This window comes from Janthinobacterium sp. TB1-E2, from assembly GCF_036885605.1.
Classification (GTDB): domain Bacteria; phylum Pseudomonadota; class Gammaproteobacteria; order Burkholderiales; family Burkholderiaceae_D; genus Janthinobacterium; species Janthinobacterium aestuarii.
Genome location: NZ_CP142523.1, coordinates 5637467 through 5658982 on the forward strand (window position 1 = coordinate 5637467; position 21516 = coordinate 5658982).

General features: G+C 64.7%; 20 protein-coding genes and 2 tRNA genes. 11 read left to right on the top strand and 11 right to left on the bottom strand.

Annotated features, from left to right (window positions below; all coding sequences use genetic code 11):
* The first annotated feature begins 153 nt into the window (after nucleotides 1-153).
* The 9 genes from OPV09_RS25380 to OPV09_RS25420 all read left to right on the top strand — a co-directional run bounded on the left by OPV09_RS25380 (nucleotide 154) and on the right by OPV09_RS25420 (nucleotide 10564).
* Nucleotides 154-1095, top strand: a complete 942-nt coding sequence (locus OPV09_RS25380; protein WP_338679681.1) for a peptidylprolyl isomerase — start codon at nucleotides 154-156, stop codon at nucleotides 1093-1095.
* Between the two features lie 127 nt (nucleotides 1096-1222).
* A complete protein-coding gene (gene mutL, locus OPV09_RS25385) occupies nucleotides 1223-3136 on the top strand; it encodes a DNA mismatch repair endonuclease MutL (protein WP_338679682.1) in 1914 nt (637 codons plus the stop codon).
* A gap of 98 nt (nucleotides 3137-3234) precedes the next feature.
* Nucleotides 3235-4182 (top strand): tRNA (adenosine(37)-N6)-dimethylallyltransferase MiaA, encoded by a 948-nt coding sequence (gene miaA, locus OPV09_RS25390; protein WP_338679683.1) that lies wholly within the window; start codon nucleotides 3235-3237, stop codon nucleotides 4180-4182.
* 228 nt (nucleotides 4183-4410) lie between these two features.
* Nucleotides 4411-4487, top strand: a tRNA-Met gene (locus tag OPV09_RS25395).
* Nucleotides 4488-4546: 59 nt separating this feature from the next.
* A tRNA-Met gene (locus tag OPV09_RS25400) sits at nucleotides 4547-4623 on the top strand.
* Between the two features lie 182 nt (nucleotides 4624-4805).
* A complete protein-coding gene (locus tag OPV09_RS25405) occupies nucleotides 4806-5333 on the top strand; it encodes a sigma-70 family RNA polymerase sigma factor (RefSeq protein WP_034746818.1) in 528 nt (175 codons plus the stop codon).
* Nucleotides 5330-6316, top strand: a complete 987-nt coding sequence (locus OPV09_RS25410) for a FecR family protein (RefSeq protein ID WP_338679684.1) — start codon at nucleotides 5330-5332, stop codon at nucleotides 6314-6316. The genes OPV09_RS25405 and OPV09_RS25410 overlap by 4 nt, the downstream gene beginning before the upstream one ends.
* A 79-nt stretch (nucleotides 6317-6395) precedes the next feature.
* The gene (locus OPV09_RS25415) at nucleotides 6396-8876 is read left to right on the top strand and encodes a TonB-dependent siderophore receptor (RefSeq protein WP_338679685.1); all 2481 of its coding nucleotides are present in this window, start codon (nucleotides 6396-6398) and stop codon (nucleotides 8874-8876) included.
* Between the two features lie 119 nt (nucleotides 8877-8995).
* Nucleotides 8996-10564: a histidine-type phosphatase gene (locus OPV09_RS25420; protein ID WP_338679686.1), complete on the top strand. Its 1569-nt coding sequence runs from the start codon at nucleotides 8996-8998 to the stop codon at nucleotides 10562-10564.
* Between the two features lie 53 nt (nucleotides 10565-10617).
* Here the strand turns inward: OPV09_RS25420 and OPV09_RS25425 are convergent, their stop codons facing one another.
* From OPV09_RS25425 to OPV09_RS25455, 7 genes are all read right to left on the bottom strand, one after another.
* Complete coding sequence (locus OPV09_RS25425) at nucleotides 10618-11904, bottom strand: MFS transporter (protein ID WP_034746812.1); 1287 nt, start codon at nucleotides 11902-11904, stop codon at nucleotides 10618-10620.
* 550 nt (nucleotides 11905-12454) lie between these two features.
* Nucleotides 12455-12778 (bottom strand): thioredoxin family protein, encoded by a 324-nt coding sequence (locus OPV09_RS25430; RefSeq protein ID WP_338679687.1) that lies wholly within the window; start codon nucleotides 12776-12778, stop codon nucleotides 12455-12457.
* 18 nt (nucleotides 12779-12796) lie between these two features.
* Nucleotides 12797-13492, bottom strand: a complete 696-nt coding sequence (locus OPV09_RS25435; RefSeq protein WP_072455094.1) for a fumarylacetoacetate hydrolase family protein — start codon at nucleotides 13490-13492, stop codon at nucleotides 12797-12799.
* Between the two features lie 76 nt (nucleotides 13493-13568).
* On the bottom strand, nucleotides 13569-14864 hold the full coding sequence (locus OPV09_RS25440; protein WP_338679688.1) for an MFS family transporter: 1296 nt from the start codon (nucleotides 14862-14864) through the stop codon (nucleotides 13569-13571).
* Between the two features lie 153 nt (nucleotides 14865-15017).
* The gene (pcaF, locus tag OPV09_RS25445; RefSeq protein ID WP_338679689.1) at nucleotides 15018-16220 is read right to left on the bottom strand and encodes a 3-oxoadipyl-CoA thiolase; all 1203 of its coding nucleotides are present in this window, start codon (nucleotides 16218-16220) and stop codon (nucleotides 15018-15020) included.
* A gap of 41 nt (nucleotides 16221-16261) precedes the next feature.
* On the bottom strand, nucleotides 16262-16903 hold the full coding sequence (locus OPV09_RS25450) for a 3-oxoacid CoA-transferase subunit B (RefSeq protein WP_070301238.1): 642 nt from the start codon (nucleotides 16901-16903) through the stop codon (nucleotides 16262-16264).
* A 10-nt stretch (nucleotides 16904-16913) separates the two neighbouring features.
* Complete coding sequence (locus OPV09_RS25455; protein WP_072455090.1) at nucleotides 16914-17612, bottom strand: 3-oxoacid CoA-transferase subunit A; 699 nt, start codon at nucleotides 17610-17612, stop codon at nucleotides 16914-16916.
* 165 nt (nucleotides 17613-17777) lie between these two features.
* Here OPV09_RS25455 and OPV09_RS25460 point away from each other — a divergent pair, with 165 nt between their 5' ends.
* Nucleotides 17778-18605 (top strand): IclR family transcriptional regulator domain-containing protein, encoded by an 828-nt coding sequence (locus OPV09_RS25460; RefSeq protein ID WP_338679691.1) that lies wholly within the window; start codon nucleotides 17778-17780, stop codon nucleotides 18603-18605.
* Between the two features lie 16 nt (nucleotides 18606-18621).
* On the opposite strand, the gene OPV09_RS25465 is transcribed toward OPV09_RS25460, so the two are convergent.
* Genes OPV09_RS25465 through OPV09_RS25480 form a run of 4 tightly spaced genes read right to left on the bottom strand, consistent with a single transcriptional unit; the run spans nucleotide 18622 to nucleotide 20737 of the window.
* The gene (locus OPV09_RS25465; RefSeq protein ID WP_338679692.1) at nucleotides 18622-19479 is read right to left on the bottom strand and encodes a ChaN family lipoprotein; all 858 of its coding nucleotides are present in this window, start codon (nucleotides 19477-19479) and stop codon (nucleotides 18622-18624) included.
* A 42-nt stretch (nucleotides 19480-19521) separates the two neighbouring features.
* Nucleotides 19522-19953, bottom strand: a complete 432-nt coding sequence (locus tag OPV09_RS25470; RefSeq protein WP_319990742.1) for a YeeE/YedE family protein — start codon at nucleotides 19951-19953, stop codon at nucleotides 19522-19524.
* A complete protein-coding gene (locus OPV09_RS25475) occupies nucleotides 19950-20375 on the bottom strand; it encodes a YeeE/YedE family protein (protein ID WP_338679693.1) in 426 nt (141 codons plus the stop codon). The genes OPV09_RS25470 and OPV09_RS25475 overlap by 4 nt, the downstream gene beginning before the upstream one ends.
* A gap of 8 nt (nucleotides 20376-20383) precedes the next feature.
* Complete coding sequence (locus OPV09_RS25480; RefSeq protein ID WP_034746789.1) at nucleotides 20384-20737, bottom strand: ArsR/SmtB family transcription factor; 354 nt, start codon at nucleotides 20735-20737, stop codon at nucleotides 20384-20386.
* 334 nt (nucleotides 20738-21071) lie between these two features.
* Between OPV09_RS25480 and OPV09_RS25485 the strand changes: the two genes are divergently transcribed.
* On the top strand, nucleotides 21072-21479 hold the full coding sequence (locus OPV09_RS25485; protein ID WP_331777068.1) for a PEP-CTERM sorting domain-containing protein: 408 nt from the start codon (nucleotides 21072-21074) through the stop codon (nucleotides 21477-21479).
* The last annotated feature ends 37 nt before the right edge of the window (nucleotides 21480-21516 follow it).

Here is a 21516-nt window from a genome sequence, read left to right on the forward strand (position 1 = left end):
CCTTGCGCGTGTGGCAATTTAAGTAAAGGTTAAGGAAACACCATATCGGCAGGCAACTCTCAGGATTACGGTATGCAATGTTTTTACGACGAAATATTGCCATTCCGGTATACACTTTCTGCACGGCGCAACCCGCGCCGACCAGGAGAAAACATGTATCGACACCCACTGAGCGGCCTGACCATGGCCACCGTACTGGGCCTTGCACAGCTGGCTGCCCACGCGGCGCCCGTCCAGATCAAGGCGCCCGCCGAACTGCCCGCCAAGGCGACCTTGGCCGACGTGATCAAGGCCTCGAAGTCGTCCGACTGGCGTCCACTGGACCCGGACAACACCCTGTACCTGGACATTCCCGCCGGCCGCGTGGTGATCGAACTGGCACCGGACTTCGCGCCCAAGCACGTGGCCAATATCAAGGCCCTGGTGGCGGAACAGTATTACGACGGCCTGGCGATCACGCGCGCGCAGGACAACTGGGTGGCGCAGTGGGGCGATCCGAACGAGAAGAATCCCAAGCCGATCCAGCATGCGCAGCGCACCCTGCCCGGCGAATTCACGGTACCGCTGAAAAATATCAAGAGCTTCACGCGCCTGCCGGACGTCGACGGCTATGCGCCGCAAGTGGGCCATTCGAACGGTTTCCCGTCCGCGCGCGATCCGAAAACGGGCACGGCCTGGCTCACGCATTGCTATGCCACCGTGGGCGTGGGCCGCGACAGCGCCAGCGACAGCGGCGGCGGCACGGAACTGTACGCCGTCATCGGCCAGTCGCCGCGCCACCTGGACCGCGACATCACCGTCGTCGGCAGGGTCGTCTCCGGCATGCCATTGCTGTCCACCCTGCCGCGCGGCACGGGGCCCATGGGCTTTTATGACAGCCCCGAGAAAAACGTGCCGATCAAGGCCATCCGCCTGGCCGCCAGCGTGCCGCCCGAGCAGCGCAGCAAGCTGGAAGTGATGCGCACCGACAGCGCCGCCTACCAGGCCGTGCTGGAAGCCCAGCGCCACCGCGGCGGCCCGTGGAGCAAGGTCACGGCCGGCCACGTCGACGTGTGCAATGCGCCGATACCGGTGCGGGAGGTGGGGAATAAATAGGGACTAAGGCTGGGGTCAGACCCCCGGGCACGTAGGCGCTAAATTTTGAGTTAGCGGTGTTGAGGGTCTGACCCCAAGTACGCTGGCGTTGGCGGCGTTGAGGGTCTGACCCCGGTATAATTGGCGCATGAACGCTCCCATTACGCCCCACCGCCCGATCCAGGCCTTGCCTGACCAGTTGATTTCGCAAATCGCCGCCGGCGAGGTGGTCGAGCGGCCATCGGCTGTCGTCAAGGAACTGCTGGAAAACGCGCTCGACTCGGGCGCCACGCAGATCACGGTGCGGCTGGAAGAAGGGGGCGTGAAACGCATCGCGATTACCGATAACGGCCGCGGCATCGACAAGGATCAGCTGCCGCTGGCCCTGGCGCGCCACGCCACGTCGAAGATCGCCTCGCTGCACGACCTGGAAAACGTGGGCACCCTGGGCTTTCGCGGCGAGGCGCTGGCCTCGATCGCCTCGGTGGCCGCCGTCACCGTGACCTCGCGCACGGCTGACGCGGCGCATGCGTGGGAAATCGTCGGCTCGCACAATGGCAGCGTCTCTCCGTCGTCGGGCGCGCACGGCACCACGGTCGACGTGCAGGACCTGTATTTCAACACGCCCGCGCGGCGAAAATTCCTCAAATCCGAGCAGACGGAATACGGCCACTGCGCCGAAGTCGTGCGCCGCATCGCGCTGGCGCGGCCGGACGTATCGTTCTCGCTGTCGCACAACGGGCGCACCATCGACCAGTGGAATATCAGCGAACTGGCCAAGCGCAGCGCCCACATCCTCGGCAATGACTTCGCCGAAGCGCGCCTGGCGCTGGACGAGTCGGCCGGCAGCCTGCGCATACACGGCTTTGCCGGCTTGCCGACGGCATCGAAGGCGCGCGCCGATGGCCAGTTCTTTTATGTGAACGGACGCTTCGTGCGCGACAAGCTGCTCGTGCACGCCGTGCGCATGGCCTACCAGGACGTGCTGCACGGCGACCGTTTTCCATCGTACGTGCTGGCGCTCGACCTCGACCCGGCCCTGGTCGACGTCAACGTGCACCCGTCGAAGATCGAAGTGCGCTTCCGCGACAGCCGTTCCGTGCACCAGTTCGTCTTCCACGCCGTGCAGCGCGCGCTGGCGCAGACGTCGGCCACAGCGTTCGGCAGCGTACCGGCGCCTTTGCCGGCCGCCTCCAGTCTGAGCGGCGATACCGCGGGCGCGGGCTTGGGTGGGTCCGGCATCTGGCGCCGCGAGCAGACGCAGACCTCGTTCGGCGCGCAATTCACGAACACCTTCGCGCCCGCCTCGCCCGGCGCGAACCGTCCCTTTTTTGCCGACGCCCCAGGCGTGGCCCAGGATACGGCGGCCTATGGCGCCCTGTTCGGCGGCGGTGCAGGCGCCGCCAACTCGCCGATCACGCAGGTGGAGCCGTACATCGCCTCGCCCGAAGCGATGGCGCGCGAAGAATATCCGCTGGGCTTTGCCCTGGCCCAGCTGCATGGCATCTACATCCTGGCGCAAAACACCAAGGGCCTGGTGCTGGTCGACATGCACGCGGCGCACGAGCGCATCCTGTACGAGCAGCTGAAAAACGCGCTGCAGGCGCAAGTGTCCGGTCAGGACATGCAGGTGCAATCCTTGCTGATCCCCGTCACCTTCTATGCGGACGCCATCGAAGTGTCGACGGCGAATGAAAACCAGGACACATTGAAAGCGCTGGGCTTCGACATCGCCGCCCTGTCGCCCACCACGCTGGCCGTGCGCAGCGTGCCGACACTGCTGAAAAACGCGGACGCGCAAACCCTGGCGCGCGACGTGCTGCGCGACGTGCGCGAATACGGCGGCTCGCGCGTGCTGATCGAGCGCCAGAACGAATTGCTGGGCACCCTGGCCTGCCATACGGCCGTGCGCGCCAACCGGATCTTGTCGGTGCAGGAAATGAACGCCCTGCTGCGCCAGATGGAAAGCACGGAACGCGCCGACCAGTGCAACCACGGCCGGCCGACGTGGGTGCAGGTCGAGATCAATGCGCTCGATAAACTGTTCCTGCGCGGCCAGTAGGTCGGATTAGCGCAGCGTAATCCGACACTGCAGCGGCGGCATCACGTCGGATTACGCTTGCGCTAATCCGACCTACGCATCACCTTACAAGAGTCAACATGCTAAACACCCCACACCTCCCCCTGGCCGTCGCCATCATGGGCCCCACGGCCAGCGGCAAGACGGCCAGTGCGCTGGCCATCGCGCAAGCGATTCCGTCCGAGATCATCTCCGTCGATTCCGCCCTCGTCTACCGCGGCATGGACATCGGCACGGCCAAGCCGTCGCAGGAAGAACTGGCCCAGGTACCGCATCATCTGATCGACATCATCGACCCGCTGGACGCCTATTCCGTGGCGCAGTTCCGCAACGATACCCTGCGCCTGGTGAGCGAAATTTCCGCACGCGGCAAGCTGCCGCTGCTGGTCGGCGGCACCATGCTGTACTTCAAAGGCCTGGCCGATGGCCTCGACGACTTGCCCGGCGCCGATCCTGCCTTGCGCGCCCAGCTGGAAGAAGATGCGGCCGCCATCGGCTGGCCCGCCATGCATGCGCGCCTGGCGCAGCAAGATCCCGTCACGGCCGCGCGCCTGGCGCCGCAGGACGCGCAGCGCATCGGCCGCGCGCTGGAAATCATCGCCCTGTCCGGCCAGCCCATGTCAGCCCTGCTGGACCGCCGCGAAAAGACCGTGCTGCCGTTTCAATTGCAATCGTTCGCGCTGGAACCGTCGGACCGCGCCTTGCTGCACGCGCGCATTGCCGCGCGTTTCGACCTGATGCTGAAAAACGACGCCCTGCTCGATGAAGTGGATGGGTTGCGCCGGCGCGGCGACCTGCACCCGGGCCTGCCGTCGATGCGCTGCGTGGGCTACCGCCAGGCATGGGACTACCTCGATGGCCGCATCGACCGCGCCGCCTTGCGCGAGACGGGCATCATCGCCACGCGCCAGCTGGCCAAGCGTCAGCTGACCTGGTTGCGCTCGATGCCGGAACGCATCGTCATCGATTGCCTGGGCCCTGATCCGGCCTCGGCCATGCTGGCACAAATTGTCCCTTTGCTGAAATAAGCATCGCCACACAACAACTGGCCAAGCGCTAGGCTCGACTTAGGCTACGCTCAATGTCGGAACGCATCGTCATCAACTGCCTGGGCCCTGATCCGGCCTCGTCCATGCTGGCGCAGATCCAGCCGTTATTGAAATAATCATGCCTGCGCCGGCGCGTGAAAAAACCGCACATTTTTTTGCGCCGGCATTGACAAGGAAATGGGAAGACTGGATAATGCTCGGCTGTTGGGTGATATAGCTCAGTTGGTTAGAGCACAGCATTCATAATGCTGGGGTCGGTGGTTCAAGTCCACCTATCACCACCAAAGAACATCGATCAGGTTTCCTCTGGTCAAAACGAGCATCCGGTCTGACCGGTCTGTTTGGTGATATAGCTCAGTTGGTTAGAGCACAGCATTCATAATGCTGGGGTCGGTGGTTCAAGTCCACCTATCACCACCAAGAATTTGCAGTATGAAGAACCCGCCCCTGCCCCGTGCAGCGGCGGGTTTTTTCATTTCCGGCAGCACCACGCATGCGGCCTGCGCGCAACACCAGCCCCATCCACATGCAATCGGGGATTGTGACAAGTCGCCTCTGCCGCTTACAATGAGAATAATTCTCATTTATATTATTCATCCCCCATGTCCGCCATCCAGCCCAGCCTGCAACAGCAAGTGCACACGCTCTACAGCGAGCATCACGGCTGGCTGGTGGGCTGGCTGCGCAAGAAACTCAGCTGCCCGCATGGCGCGGCCGACGTGGCGCAAGACACTTTTTTACGCATCATCGCCTCGCGCGACGCCCTGTTCGGCATGCGCGAGCCGCGTGCCTATCTGTCGACGACGGCCAAGCGCTTGCTGCTCGACCGCGCGCGCCGGCAAGTACTCGAACGCAGCTACCTGGCGGAACTGGCCCTGCTGGCCGACAGCCTGCCCGGTGCGCCCTCGCCGGACGAGATCCTGATGGCCGTACAGGCGCTCGGGCAGATCGCCACGGCGCTGGACGGAGTATCCGCCAAGGCGCGCGAGGCCTTTTTGCTGCACTACCTGGAAGAGCAGCCGCAGGCCGCCGTCGCCGCGCAGCTGAACGTCTCCACGCGCATGGTGCAAAAATACCTGGTGCAAGCCTTGCTGGCCTGCCGCCACGCCTGCCCGGCCATGGCGGCATGAGCGGCACGCGCACCGATATCGCCGCCGAGCAGGCCGCCCGCTGGATCGTGCAGCTGAGCGCCGACGACACGGCCGAGCGCGACATGGCGCGGGCCGGCTTCGCCGCGTGGAAGGCGGCCGATCCACTGCACGCGACAGTGGCCGCCGGCATGGAAAACCTGCTGCGCCAATTGCATGCCGTGCGCGAGCCGGCCGGCGGCGACCATCGCCCCGCGCGCGCCGCCCTGGCCGCCATCGCGCCCAAGCGCCAGCGTCTGCGCCAGCTGGCCGCCGCCAGCGCCGTGGCCGTGCTGGTGCTGACCGGCGCGCTGGTCCTCGGCGAGCGCCCCGCCTACCTGCTGGCCGACCTACGCAGCCCCACGGGACAATGGCAGACGCACACCCTGGCCGATGGCAGCCGCCTGACCCTGGCCGGCGGCAGCGCCGTCAACGTACGCTTCAATGCGGGCGAACGGCATGTGGAGCTGGTGCTTGGCGACATCCTCGTCGATGTGGCCAAGGATGCGCAGCGCCCCTTCATCGTCGACAGCAAGCAGGCGGCGATCCGCGCGCTGGGCACGCGTTTTGCCGTGCGCAGGGAAGACGATGCCACCATCCTGAGCATGCTCGAATCGACAGTATCGGCGCAGGTGCCGCAGCATCGGGCCGTCGTGGTGCAGGCGGGCCAGCGCACGCGCATCACCGACGATGGCGTCGGGCCACTGACCAGCATCGATGCGACCAGCGTGCAGCAAGCGTGGCGCGCGCACCAGCTGGTGGTCGACGACTTGCCGCTGGCCGACGTGCTCGACGAGCTGGCGCGCCACCGTCACGGCCAGCTGCACTACGACCGCGCGCAGATCGCCGGCATCCGCGTGGCGGCCGTACTGCCGCTGGACGACACGGACAAGGCGCTGCAGCTGCTGATCGACAATTTCCCCCAGCTGCGCATCCGCATGCTGACGCGCTACCTGGTGATGGTGGACGCCCCCGCCAAAAAGTAAATATTTTTTGCGTTCGCGGTTCCACTTTGCGCATCTCGTGCGTCAAGGCAGCTGAGATCAATCAAAAAAGGCTGTCACCATGTCCGCTCGTATCCTTACCGTTTCCTCGCCGCGCGCGCTGCGCACGCGGCTCCATCCCCTGGCCCTGGCCGCCCTGCTGCTCGCTGGCGCCGGCATGCACGTCCAGGCAGCCGCCCAGGCGCAGGCCAGCCTTGCCACCGCCAGCTACGCCATCCCCGCCGGTCCGCTGGCCGCCGCCCTGAACCGCTATGCGCAGCAGGCGGGCGTATCCATCGTCATCGACGCAGCCAAGGTACAGGGACTGCAGACGGCCGGCCTGCAGGGCAGCTACGCCATCGACGACGGCTTTGCCGTGCTGCTGCGCGGCAGCGGCTACGCCATCGGCAAGACGGCGACCGGCTATGTGCTGGTGGCCGCGCCGGCATCCGCGCCCACGGCAGCGGCAAGCGCCGCCTCGGCGGCCGAGCGCACCATGCCGTCGATTACCATCGTCGGCCAGGCCGAGCAAGGCGCCACCACGGAAGGCAGCGGCTCCTACACGGCGCGCAAGATCACCCTCGGCAAGGGCGAGCAGTCGATGAAGGACATGCCGCAATCGGTCAGCGTGCTGACGCGCCAGCGCCTGGACGACCAGGGCATCACGGACTTGCGCGAAGCCGTCAACAACGTCACCGGCGTGGTCGGCGTGCATGGCGTGGGCGCGGGCGTGGTGATCACCTCGCGCGGCTTCCAGATCGACCAGTGGCAGTACGACGGCGTGCCGATCGACCGCAACACCTATGCGCTGGGTAACTGGGGCCAGGAAAACATGGTCATCTACGATCGCCTGGAAGTGCTGCGCGGCGCATCGAGCCTGCTCGAAGGCACGGGCAGCCCGGGCGGCTCCGTCAACCTGGTGCGCAAGCGCCCGCTGGCCACGCGCCAGGTCGCGCTCACGGGCCGCGCCGGTTCGTGGGACCATTACGGCGCGCAGCTCGACGTCAGCACGCCGCTGAATGCGGAAGGCACTTTGCGTGGACGCGCCATCATCGATGAAGACGACAGCCACTCCTTCATCGACCAGGTCTGGAGCAAGAACCGCACCGTGTATGCGGCGCTCGACTACGACCTCGGTCCCGCCACCACCGTGGGCCTGGCCGTGAGCAACGTCAATGGGCGCGGCCGCCCGATGTTCATCGGCCTGGCGCGCTACGCCGACGGCAGCGAACTGGGATTGCACCGCTCGACCTATACGGGCGCCGACTGGAACCGCAGCAAGGTGGAACAGACCACCGTCAACCTGGACCTCGAGCACCACTTCAACAGCCGGTGGACCTTCAAGACGGCCGCGCTGGGCGTCAATGAACGCACCAATTCGACCCACCAGCGCATGGCCGGCACCATCAAGGCCGATGGCAGCGGTTCCATGTACGGCGACTTCTCCACCGATTTCAAGAACCAGAAGCGCGGCATCGACGCCTTCGTGCGCGGCAAATTCGATGGCCTGGGCATCGCGCAGGAAGTCGTCATGGGCGCCAGCTATGTGAAATTCCACTCCGACGACCGCTATGCGCGCGCCTGGACGCAAGGCGCGCAGATCTTCAATATCAACCACCACCGTCCATGGCAGGACTTCGACACCATCGCCGCGCGCGGCGTGAGCTCCAGCAGCACCTACGACATGCGCCAGAAAGGCCTGTACGGCACCTGGAACGGCCAGTTGACCAGCAACCTGAAAGCGCTGCTGGGCGGGCGTTTCAGCTGGTATGACTTCGAGTATGCCCCCAAGGGCGGCACGGCGGACAGCACCAGGGTCACGGCCAAGTTCACGCCATCGGCGGCCCTGATGTATGCGCTGACGCCGCAATGGTCCACTTACGCCAGCTATGCGGGCGTGTTCCAGCCGCAGACGAACCGCAACGCGGCGGGCCAGGTCCTGAAACCGGTCACGGGCGACAGCTATGAAGCTGGCGTCAAGGGCGAACTGCTGGACGGCAAAGTCAACACCTCGCTGGCCGTCTTCCGCTACGAGCACAAGGACCGCGCCGTCAACGACTACGCCGCCGGTTTCGCCTGCGACGGCTGGTACTGCTCGCGCGCCTCGGGCAAGGTGCGCAGCCAGGGCCTGGAAGCGGAAGTGTCCGGCGAAGTGGCGCGCGGCCTGCAGCTGTCGGCCGGCTATGCCTACACGACGACGACCTACCTCGACGACCCGGACAACAAGGGCGAGGTCTTCTCGACGTGGACGCCGAAGCACATGCTGCGCCTGTGGTCCGGCTATACCTTGCCTGGCGAGTGGAACAAGTTCAGCGTCGGCGCCGGCGTGAACATGCAAAGCCACACGCTGGACTTCGGCCGCTCGTTCGACGTGGCCGGCTTCTCGCTGTGGAACGCGCGCCTGGCCTGGCAAGCCACGCCGCAGCTGTCGCTGGCCGTCAACGTCAACAACCTGTTCGACAAGCGCTACGTGATCCCGTCGTATAACGACACGGGCGGCAATAACCACTTCGGCGACCCGCGCAACGTGCAGCTGACCCTGAAGTACACGCCGAAGTGGTAGGCTGACGCGCTGCGCTGACGGCACAGGCGGGCCGGCATTCAGCCGTGCCCGCCTTTTTTTCCGCTTTTTTTCGTTCAGTGCTAGGCTGGCGTACGAGAAATATTCACCACGAAAAAACCATGCCCTTACTGCTACCCCTGTCCAGCATTGCGCTGGCCCTTGCCCTGTACGCCAGTCCCGTCCTGGCCACCGAAGGCCATTACCAGACCAAGACGCCATATGCGCCGCAGCAGGACCCGGCCACCTATGCCGCGCCACCGGCCGGCTTCCAGCCCATCTACACGCAACTGGTGGCGCGCCACGGGTCGCGCGGATTGACCGGCATGAAGAGCGATGCGGCCCTGTATGCGATGTGGCAGCAGGCCGCCGCGCAGGATGCGCTCACGCCGTTGGGGCGCGAACTGGGTCCCGACATCCTGGCCCTGATGAAGGCCAACGCGCTGCTTGGTTATGGCGTGGCCGGCATCGAGAAACCCGGCTACGGCAATCTGTCGCAGACGGGCATCGAGGAACACCGGCAGCTGGCCGTGCGCATGCTGGCGCGCCTGCCCGCCCTGTTTGCGCAAGTGGGCCAGGACGCAGCGACGGCGCCGCGCCAGCTCGTCACCATCGATTCCGGCGTGGACCGCGCGCGCGACAGCGCCCGTTTTTTCACGCAGTCACTGCTCGAGCACGCGCCCGCGCTGGCGCCCTTGCTCTACCTGCCGCCCGCGCCGGCGCCGTATCCGCAGGGACGCAAGGCGGTACCGCAAGCGGATGGCGTCAACCGCTTCCTGCTGTACGCGCACAAGCTGGCGCCGCGGACGGATCTTGTCGCTGATCGCGCCAGCCCGTATTACGCCACCTACGCCGCCAGCCAGGCCTACCAGTATTATGAGAGAACCAAGCAGCTGCATGCGCTGATGGATGCCCCCGCCAGGCTGCCTGCGGCGGCCGCGCATGCGCGCCACGTGCTCGAACGGCTGTTCGCACCCGCCTTCCTCGACCAGCTCGAGCGCGGCGCCGCCAGCTATGCGGACACGGGTAGCTACACCTTCACCAGCGCGGACGGCCAGCTCACGCGCACCATGACGGGCAGCGGCAAGACCGTCATCCGCAGCCTGAATGCGGCCGCGACAAAACTATATGAACTGTATGCGATCGCCGCAGGCATGCGCCATGAAGTGCCGGCCGATTTCAGCAGCTACATGCCCGCCGAGGATGCGCGCTACTACGCCGATATCGCCGACCACGAGGATTTTTACCAGAAAGGACCGGGCAGCACGACCAGCGCAGGCGTGACCTGGCGCTTCGCGCTGGCCTTGCGCGACGATTTTTTCAAGGAAGTCGATGCGCTGGCCAAGGGGGATTTACGCCACGCGGCCAAGCTGCGCTTCACGCACGCCGAAATGATCATCCCGCTCGCTTCGGCCATGGGCTTGAAAGAGGCGCTGGCACCGCTGCCGGCATCGGCCGGCGACAGCCATGACGGCACTCGATGGCGCGGCCAGAGCATCTCGCCGCTGGCGGCCAATATGCAGTGGGATGTGTACCGCAACGGCGCAGGACAGCTGATCGTGCGCCTGCTGTACAACGAAAAGGAAACCGATTTCCAGGCCGCTTGCGACGGCGCGCGCATCGCGCCCGGCAGCGTCTTCTACGACTATGCGGGACTGAAAGCCTGCTACGGCCACGTGGCGGCGAAATAAAAAAAGCCGCCAGCTGGGCAGCTGGCGGCTTTCGACCATCGTGTAGCAAGCAGTTACTGCCAGGCTTCCTTGCCCGCGCGCGGCTTGCCCACCATCAGCAGCGCGCCCAAGGTCAGCACGGCCGCCAGCGACAGGTAATAGCCCACGTATTGCAAGCCGTAGTTGGTGGCCAGCCAGGTGGCGATGTACGGCGCCAGCGAGGCACCGAGGATGCCGGCCAGGTTGAACGTCAGCGAGGCGCCCGTGTAGCGCACTTCCGGCGGGAAGAGCTCGGACAACATTGTACCCAGCGGTCCGTAGGTCATGCCCATCAGGCCCAGGCCGACGGCCATGAAGACGGTCACTTCCCAGGTCACGCCCGAACCGAACATCGGCGCGAGCACCAGGCCGAAGATGGCGATGGCGACGGAGACCCAGATCAGGGTGGCACGGCGGCCACGGCGGTCGGCCAGCACGGCCGAGAATGGAATCGTCAGCGCGAAGAACAGCACGGCAAACAGCTGCACGATGAGGAATTCCTTGCGCGTGAAGCCCAGTTTGGTCGTGCCCCAGCTCAGCGCGAACACCGTCATCAGGTAGAACAGCACGAAGGTGGCCAGGGCGATGATGGTGCCCAGGAACAGCATGCGGCCATGCTGGCGGAACACGGTGGCGACCGGCAGTTTGACGACTTCGTTCTTGTCGATGACTTTCTGGAAGTCCGGCGTTTCCGTGATCTTCAGACGCACGTACAGGCCGACGATGACCAGCAGCGCGCTGGCCAGGAACGGGATGCGCCAGCCGTAGCTGAAGAACTGTTCATCGGTCATGGTTTCGCTCAGCAGCAGGAAGATACCGCCCGACAGGAAGAAGCCGATCGGCGCACCCAGCTGCGGGAACATGCCGTACCAGGCGCGTTTGCCCGGTGGCGCGTTTTCCGTGGCCAGCAGCACCGCGCCGCCCCACTCGCCGCCCAGGCCCAGGCCCTGGCCGAAACGGCACAGCGCCAGCAGCAGCGGCGCCAGGGTGCCGATGGCGGCATACGTCGGCAGCAAGCCGATGATGACGGTCGAGATACCCATGGTCAGCAAGGCCGCCACGAGAGTGGCCTTGCGGCCGATGCGGTCGCCGAAGTGGCCGAACACGGCCGAACCGATGGGGCGGGCGAAGAAGGCGATGGCGAACGTGGCCAGCGACTGCAGCACGGCGGCCGACGGATCGCCGGCGGGGAAGAACAGTTTCGGGAACACCAGCACGGCGGCGGTGGCGTAGATATAAAAGTCGAAGAACTCGATGGTGGTGCCGATCAGGCTGGCGAACAGCACCGTGCCGGGGGAATTTTTCTTGGGGGGGGTGCTCATTTACTGCGCTCCTTGGGGAGGGTGTCTAAAGGCCATTCTCTGGATGTTTTTTCAGGCAGCAGCACAGCACGTTGTCTAGGCGCGCGGTTCACATATCATAGCTGTGCTCGGGCGTAATTGCTGCGAATTTGCTATTAAATTCGCAAACAAATTTCACCCCGCAACACGCCGTTGTTAACGGCAGACAACGGTGTACCAACGCGCGCTATCGCGCCGCGATCAGTGCTGATTTAGAGAAACAACGGTCGTGCGCCATCCGGTTACCCGGGGCACGGCAGGAAAGGCGTCAGGGGGTGGGCGACGTGTATCAGGCCCGGCGTATCGCCAGGCATTCCGTACCAGACCCGCGCGTCGGCATCGCGGCATCGGTCATTTGTGGTGAGTCCTTGCCTGCGGCCCCTCCGGGTGGAGCGGGCCGGCGATCATCGCGCTGCATCACTCAGGATGCGGTTGATCTTGCTGTAAGCGGCTTATGATACGCGCAGTGGTGCGGTGCGGCAAGAAGTTGTGGACAACTGCCGGGGTCAGACCCGGCGGGTCTGACCCCAAGTTATGCCGCAATCAGGGCAAACGCCCTGGAGATGTCCGCACTGTCGAGCGGGCGCACGAGGCGCGCCACTTCCTGGCCATCCTTCAAAAAAACCAGGGTCGGCCACAGCTTCACCCGGAACGCGCGCCCCAGGACGCGGCCGGGACCGTCTTCCACGCGGATATGCGGCACGCCAGGGTGCTGCGCAAACGCGGCGGCCAGCGGCGCCTGGGTGGCGCGGCAGTGGCCGCACCAGCCCGTGCCGAATTCCAGCAGGGCCGGCCCGGTCAAGGCGTCGATCTCGGCGCGCGTCGGTTGGGCTACGGAATACGTGTCGTTCATCATGTGCGTCTCCTTGAGAACTTAGACCACTTTCACGCGCAAGGTGCCCAGGCCATCGATGGCGCCCACCAGCTCGTCGCCGCGCTGCACGGCCGCCACACCGGCCGGCGTACCCGTGTAGATCAAATCACCCGGCTGCAAAGTGAAATAGGTCGACAGGTCGGCGATGGTTTCGGCCACGTTCCAGATCAGCATGTCGATGGTGCTCGCCTGGCGCAGCTCGCCGTTCACGTGCAGGGTGATGGCGGCATGGCCAATGTCACCCGCCTGCGCGGCCGGGGTGATGGGGCCGATGGGCGCCGAGTGCTCGAAGGCCTTGCCCGTGTCCCACGGGCGGCCCAGTTTTTTCGCTGCGCCCTGCACGTCGCGGCGCGTCATGTCCAGGCCGATCGCATAGCCCCACACGTGGCTCAGCGCGTCGGCCACGCCGATATCGCTGCCGCCCTTGCCGATGGCCACCACCAGTTCCATCTCGTGCTGGAAATCCTGCGTCTGCGCCGGGTACGGCAGTTCACCCGTCGTGCCCGCAGGCACGGGCAGCACGGCATCGTTTGGTTTCATGAAGAAAAACGGCGCCTCGCGGCCCGTGTGGCCCATTTCCTTGGCGTGGTCGACGTAGTTGCGGCCCACGCAATAGATGCGGTGGACGGGAAAGCTGTCGGCGCTGCCCGTGACGGGAACGCTGGGCTGGATCGGTGCGGGAATGACATACGACATGAAAACTCCTGATCGGCACGATAAAAAGGCGGTGATGAAAAAGGGACACCGCAGTGTCCCCCATTTTACGGCAAGCTTACTTCAGCAGTCCCGAGCGGCTCGGGTCCGGCATGCGGATGGCGACGATGAAGGAAATCAGGCACATGACGGTCACGTACCAATAGAAATACTCTTCCACGTGCCAGGCCTTGAACTGCAGCGCCACGTACTCGGCCGAACCGCCGAACATGGCGTTGGCGACCGCATACGACAGGCCCACGCCCAGCGCGCGCACTTCGACGGGGAACATTTCCGCCTTGATCAAGCCGCTGATCGACGTGTAGAAGCTGATGATGGCCAAGGCGATGATGATCAGGCCAAACGCCGCGTACGGGCTGGTGATGTCTTTCAGGGCATGCATGATGGGCAGCACGCACAGGGTGGCCAGGCCGCCGAAGAACAGCATCGAGGTACGGCGGCCGATGCGGTCGGACAAGGCGCCGAACACCGGTTGCAGAATCATGTAGACGAGCAGAGCGCAGGTCATGACGGCGCTGGCCGTCTTGGTATCCATGCCGGCCGTGTTGACCAGGTATTTCTGCATGTAGGTGGTAAACGTGTAGAACACGAGCGAGCCGCCGGCCGTAAAGCCCAGCACCGTGATAAAGGCGCGCTTGTGCTTGAGCAAGCCGCGCAAGCTGCCCGCATCCTTGTCCTTGCGCTCGCTGGCGGTAGTCGTTTCCGTCAGGGATTTACGCAGGTTCAGCGACACGAGGGCCGCCAGGGCGCCGAAGACGAACGGAATGCGCCAGCCCCAGGCACGCAGCTCTTCCAGGGTCAGCAGTTGCTGCAAGACCACCAGCACCAGCAAGGCCAGCAGCTGGCCGCCGATCAGGGTCACGTACTGGAACGAGGCGAAGAAGCCGCGCTTGCCCGATTCCGACACTTCGCTCATGTAAGTGGCGCTGGTACCGTATTCGCCGCCCACGGACAGGCCCTGGAACAGACGCGCCACGAGCAGCAGGAACGGGGCGAAGGCGCCGATGGTTTCATAGGTCGGCAGCACGGCGATCATCAGGGAACCGCCGCACATCATCAGCACGGAAATCATCATCGACTGGCGGCGGCCGTATTTGTCGGCGATGCGGCCGAACAGCCAGCCCCCCACGGGACGCATGAGGAAGCCGGCGGCGAAGATGCCTGCCGTCTGCAGCAGCTGCGTCGTCGGGTTACCGGAGGGGAAGAAGGCGTGCGAGAAGTACAGCGCGCAGAACGAGTAAATGTAGAAGTCGAACCATTCGACCAGGTTACCGGAGGAAGCGCCAATGATGGCCTTGATGCGCTGCTGGGAAGTCAGCTGCGCAACGTCATGCGGAGTATCGTGGGATGTCATATCAGTCTTTTTGTTCGTGTGAAAAAGCCAACGCCAGCCCGGTTGCCCGGGCTGGTTTTGCATCATACGCCCTTGATCAGAGTCAAAAAGCCGCCCGGCATACGCGTTAATACGTATCGCCGGTAACTTTTTTTCGCCTGCGGGCGTGTGGAATCAGACCCGTTCCAGCACCAATGCAATACCCTGCCCCACGCCGATGCACATGGTGCAGAGCGCATAGCGGCCGCCCGTGCGGTGTAGCTGGTTGACGGCCGTCATGGCCAGGCGCGCACCGGAGGCACCCAGCGGGTGGCCGAGGGCGATGGCGCCGCCGTTCGGATTGACGCGCGCATCGTCGTCGGGTAAACCCAGCTGGCGCAGCACGGCCAGGCCCTGGGCGGCAAATGCTTCGTTCAGTTCGATGACGTCGAAGTCGGCCAGGGTCAAACCCGTCATGGCCAGCACTTTCAGGGTGGCGGGCGCGGGGCCGATGCCCATGATGCGCGGCGCCACGCCGGCCGTCGCCATGGCCACGACACGGGCCCGCGGTGTCAGGCCAAAACGGGCCGCGTTCGCCTCGTCGGCCAGCAGCAGCGCCGCCGCGCCATCGTTGACGCCCGAGGCGTTGCCGGCGGTAATCGTGCCGTCCGCGCGCACGACAGGCTTCAATTTGGCCAGGGTGTCCAGCGTGGTGGCGCGCGGGTGCTCGTCACGGACAACGACGATGGGATCGCCTTTCTTTTGCGCGATGCTGACGGGACAGATTTCACTGTCGAACACGCCCGCCTGCTGCGCCGCCAGGGCCTTGACCTGGCTGGCCAGCGCGAACGCATCCTGGTCCGCGCGGCTGATACCGAAGTCGGACGCCACGTTTTCCGCCGTTTCCGGCATCGAATCGACACCGTACTGCGCCTTCATCAACGGATTGATGAAGCGCCAGCCGATGGTCGTGTCTTCCATTTTCATGCCGCGCGAAAAAGCGCTGTCGGCCTTGCCCATGACGAATGGTGCGCGGCTCATGCTTTCCACGCCGCCGGCGATCAGCAAACCCGTTTCGCCGCTCTTGATGAAGCGCGCGGCGCTGCCGATGGCGTCCAGGCCCGAGCCGCACAGGCGGTTCAGGGTGGCGCCCGGCACACTGTCGGGCAAGCCGGCCAGCAGGGCGGCCATGCGCGCCACGTTGCGGTTGTCCTCGCCCGCCTGGTTGGCGCAGCCGTACAGCACGTCGGTAACGGCAGTCCAGTCCACGTCGGGATTGCGCGCCATCAAGGCACGGATGGGCACGGCGCCCAGGTCGTCGGCGCGCACGCCGGACAGGCCGCCGCCGTAGCGGCCAAACGGCGTGCGCTGGGCGTCGCAGATATAAGCGTGGGTCATGTTCTTTCCTCCAAGAAAGTGGTTTGCGTATTGATACTGAATTAACGTCCGTCCGTCAGCGGCACGGCCGTCAACGCTTGCAGCTGTTCAAAACTCAGGCCATCGACCAGTTCGACCACCACGGCCCCGTTGGGCGACAAATCGAGCACGGCCAGGTCGCTATAGATGCGGCTGACGCAGCCGATACCCGTGAGCGGATAGGTGCAGGCCTGCACCAGCTTGCTTTCACCGGTCTTGGTCAGCAATTCCATCATGACCCAGGTTTTTTTCGCGCCGATGGCCAGGTCCATGGCCCCGCCCACGGCGGGAATGGCGTCGGGCGCGCCCGTGTGCCAGTTGGCCAGATCGCCCGTGGCGGACACTTGAAACGCGCCCAGCACGCAGATGTCGAGGTGGCCGCCGCGCATCATGGCGAAACTGTCGGCATGGTGGAAATAGCTGCCGCCGGGCAGCAGGGTGACGGGCTGCTTGCCCGCGTTGATCAAGTCGTAGTCTTCCTCGCCGGGCGCCGGTGCGGGGCCCATGCCGATCACGCCGTTTTCGCTGTGCAGGATGATGTCCGCGCCAGCCGGCAAGTGGTTCGCCACCAGGGTCGGCAAGCCGATACCGAGGTTGACGACACTGCCTTCATGGATGTCGGCCGCCACACGGGCCGCCATCTGGTCTCGATTCCATTTGTTCATTTGATACTCCTCAGGCTGCTTTGAAGCCGGCGGGGCCGGTGGCAGTGCGCGGCACTTGCACGATGCGCTGCACGAACAGGCCCGGCGTGATGACGTGCTCGGGGTCGATGCTGCCCAGCTCGGCAATTTCATGCACGGAAGCAATGCTGACCTTGGCGGCCATGGCCATGATCGGGCCGAAGTTGCGCGCCGTCTTGCGGTAAGTCAGGTTGCCCCAGCGGTCGCCCTGCTCCGCCTTGATCAGCGCGAAATCGGCGTGGATCGGCGACTCGAACACATACATGCGGCCATCGATCTCGCGCGTTTCCTTGCCCTTGGCCAAGTCCGTGCCATAACCGGTAGGCGTGAAAAAGCCGCCGATGCCGGCGCCGGCGGCGCGGATGCGCTCGGCCAGGTTCCCCTGCGGCACCAGTTCCAGTTCCAGCTTGCCCGCGCGGTACAGCGCGTCGAACACGTGGGAATCGGCCTGGCGCGGGAACGAACAGATGATCTTGCGCACTTGCCCGTTTTTCAGCAGGGCCGCCAGGCCCGTGTCGCCATTGCCCGCATTGTTGTTGACGATGACGAGGTCGCGCGCTCCCTGGGCGATCAAGCCGTCGATCAGCTCGGCCGGCTGGCCCGCGCCGCCAAAGCCGCCAATCATGACGGTGGCGCCATCGTGGATATCGGCCAGCGCATCAAGCACGCTGGAACGCAGTTTGTCGATCATTGCGGTCTCCTCCCAATCAAACCTATCGGCCATCTGTTCGCATAACGAACAAATATTCGTATTTAGAACTTATTCGTGAGAATATGCCTGATCGGGGCGCTTGTCAATTTGCCGTTTTCGCCAGCGCCATGGCTATAATTGCCACCTTGACCAATTGGAATTGCCATGACCGCACGCAGCAGCACCTCCCTTTCCGCCGAAGAAACCGCCGATGCCGACGGCGCGCCGCGTCCCGGCGACAGCTATGTGCAATCGTTCGCGCGGGGCCTGGCCGTGCTGCGCAGCTTTGGCGCGGACGCGCCGCAGCAGACCTTGAGCGAAGTGGCGGAACGGGCGCAGCTGACGCGCGCCGGCGCGCGGCGCATCCTGCTCACCTTGTTGCATCTCGGTTACGTGGAAGCGGATGGGCGGCTGTTCCGTTTGACGCCCAAGGTGCTCGACCTCGGCTACGCCTACCTGTCGTCGCTGCCCGTGTGGACGCAGGCGCAACCGCTGCTGGAAGAATTGATGCAGACCTTGCGCCAGTCGTGCTCGGCCACAGTGCTCGACGGCGACGACATCGTGTATGTCGTGCGCCTGTCTGCGCACCGCACCATGTCGATCAACCTGGGCATCGGCAGCCGCCTGCCCGCCTACTGCACCTCGATGGGCAGAGTGTTGCTATCGGGCCTGACGCCGGACGTGCTGCGCGAACGGCTGTCGAAGATGGCGCTGCTGAAAATCACGCCGGCGACCAAGGTCGATATCGACGTCTTGATGGAAGAGATTGCGCAAGTGCGGCGCCAGGGCTGGTGCCTGGTGCAGGAAGAGCTGGAACAGGGCTTGATCGCCCTGGCCGCGCCCGTGTTCGACCGGGCCGGCAAGGTGGTGGCGGCGATCAACGTCAGCGGCCAGACGGCGGGGCCGTCCGTGGCGCATCTGCTGGAACACAGCTTGCCGAAACTGCTCGATACGGCAAGCCGGGTCAGCGCTCTGGTGCGGGTGCAGCAGTAGGCTTATTTCTTGAACCTTATTTCTTGAACTTGGCGCAAGGATCCGGGCGCGGCTGCGCCGGCATTGTTTGCGTCAGGTCGAACGTGCCCTTGTAGCCGGTGGTCCCCTGCTCCAGGTAGCCGATGCTGCGCACGTTCAGTTGCGGGTCGGCCAGCTTCAGCCAGCGGGGCACACCGATATCCTTGCGCACATGTTCATTGCCGGCGATCAGCACCACGTCGCGCGGCGCCTGGTCGCGGATCAGCTTGGCCATCCAGATATCGCGCGCCACTTGCGCGTTGACGACGCCACCCACCATCATGTCGGGCAGCATATTGCAGCGGGCCGCCTGCACTTCCTTCTTTTGCCCTTCCAGGATATCGGCCGGCACGGGCGCGGCCAGGTACGTGGCCACCATGGCGGGCGGCATCGACCACTGGATGCCGTCGCGCACGATGCGCGAGGCATCGGCCGGCGACAAATTGCCGGCGACCAGGGTCAGCTGGTAGCTGATGACGAGGTCCAGCACGGGACGGTACACGCTCCAGTCCCAGCGCGGCTGTTCCATCACGCGGATGATGCAATCGGGGTCGGCGCATTCGCGCGCGGCGCGCGTCAGCAAGTCCTGATTTTCGCGGTCGAACTGCTCCATGACGATCACGGGACGCCAGCCGGCCGCCAGGCGGCGGCGCAATTCCTCGCCCCGCAGGCGCTGGCCTTGCGCATTGTCAGGGACTTCACCAAGCAGCAGCACTTGCGGATTGGGCAAGGCGTCGGCCACAGGCATGGGAGCGGGCGGCGCTTCCTTCTTCAGCAGGCTGCCGCAGGCGGCCAGCGCCAGCACGCTGCACAGCAGGGCGGCGCGCGCGCCGGCACGGAAAATCACGGTGGTCATGTAAGCGGTATCCAAAGTGGCGATGCGCCAGATTGTACCGTCTCAGGCCGGCGCAGGCAGCTTGCGGCGCTCCAGCACTTCAAACACGGCCATGCCTGCCAGCATGGCGCCGGCAAACATCCACGCCTTCGGCTGGCCCGCCAGCAGCGACACGAGGGCGGGACCGGGACAGAAACCGGCGATGCCCCAGCCCGCGCCAAAGGCCAGGCTGCCCAGCAGCAAGCGCCGGTCGATGCGCCGCGATGTCGGCAACTGCATGGCTTCGCCCAGCAGCGACCTGGTGCGCCGCCGCGCCAGCCAGAAGGCGGGCAAGGCCACGCCGATGGCGCCGCCCATCACCAGCGCCAGCGACGGATCCCAGGCGCCGGCCAGGTCGAGGAAAGCGAGCACCTTGGCTGGATTGGACATGCCGGAGACGATCAGGCCCAAGCCAAAGACGAGGCCGCTTAACAGGGAAAGAATCAGTTTGTTCATAGGTGGCGCAACAGATAGACGGTGAGGAAGCCGGCCGCCATGAAAGCGCAAGTGGCCGCCAGCGAACGCGGAGACAGGCGCGACAGCCCGCACACGCCGTGACCGCTGGTGCAGCCGGCGCCATAACGCACACCCACGCCCACCAGCAAGCCCGCCACGATCAGGGCGGGCGTGCCCGCGTCGATCTGCACAGGCGGCAAGGCTTGCCACAGCTGGTACAGCAAGGGCGTGCCGATCAGGCCGGCAAGAAAGGCGATGCGCCAGCCCAGGTCGCCGCTATGCGGACGCAGCAAGCCGCCGACGATGCCGCTGATGCCGGCGATGCGGCCATTGAACAGGATCAATAGCGCAGCCGCCAGGCCGATCAGCATGCCGCCGGCCAGCGAGGCCCACGGCGTGAAGTGCTGCCAGTCTATCGTCATGGCAGGGTTCAGTCCGCTTCGTCGTTGAACGGGGCGCGCGGCGCGCAAAATTGCGCGTACAGCACTTGCAGCACGGCCAGCACGGGCGCGCTGGCGACGCGGTAATAAATCTGCTTGCCATCGCGCCGCGTGGCCACCAGCATCTCTTCGCGCAGCACGCCCAGCTGCTGCGACAGGGTCGGCTGGCCGATGCCCACTTTTTGCTCGAGGTCGCTGACGCAATGCTCGCCCTGCGACAGCTGGCACAGCAGCATCAACCGGTCGGCATTGCCCATGGCCTTGAGCAGCGAGCTGGCCTTGTAGGCCGAGCCACGCATGGCGTCGAGGTTGTATTCGGCGTGTTGTGTTGCGACTGTCTCCATCTTGCCCTCCCACAGGCGGTCATGTTGAATAGCGTGCGATAAACAATATACTAATCAATATATTGTTTTCGTGCTGACGATTCGCACAAAAAAACAACAGTGTTTTTTCGTCGATAGCGTGCTTATGCAAAGTGTGCGGCAGCGATCACGTTTACGCTATCAAAATGACAAATATTCGTAATAAAGAGGAAATAAGCGTATCAAAATTGTCACGATCTATGCTGTAATGGGAGAACAGCAGAAAAACCATGATACGCCCCCGTACAGGCGAATTGTCCGTCCATGCGCTAGCCGGTTTCGGCTGCGCCGCGCGGTGAACAACAGGGAGAGCACGATGAGAATCTATCAGTCGCTATGCATGGCCTTGCTGGCGCTGTCGGCCAGCACATGGAGCATGGCGGCAGTCAGCGACACGACAGCCGGCAAGCTGCACGAAGCCGGCGAACGCGTGATGATCGATGAAAGCATCAGCTTGAATAATAATCCCGGCTGGGAAACGCCGGACTTGCCGTATGCACGCCTGCTGGCCAGCAGCAGCGCGACGGCGGCACCGCACTGGAGCACCAGTGGCGCGCGCCATGTGGCCCTGGCGCCGCCGAGGCCCATGACGGCCGCACCCGCACAGCAAGCCAACGTACCGGCCCCCGTGCCTGAAGCGAGCATGTACTCGATGTTGCTGGTGGGATTGGGCCTGGTGGCCTTGAGCCTGCACGGCGAAAAACAGGAAAAATTCGATAACTGACGGCGCCTGCACTGGCAAGGTGCTGCTGAAGAACATT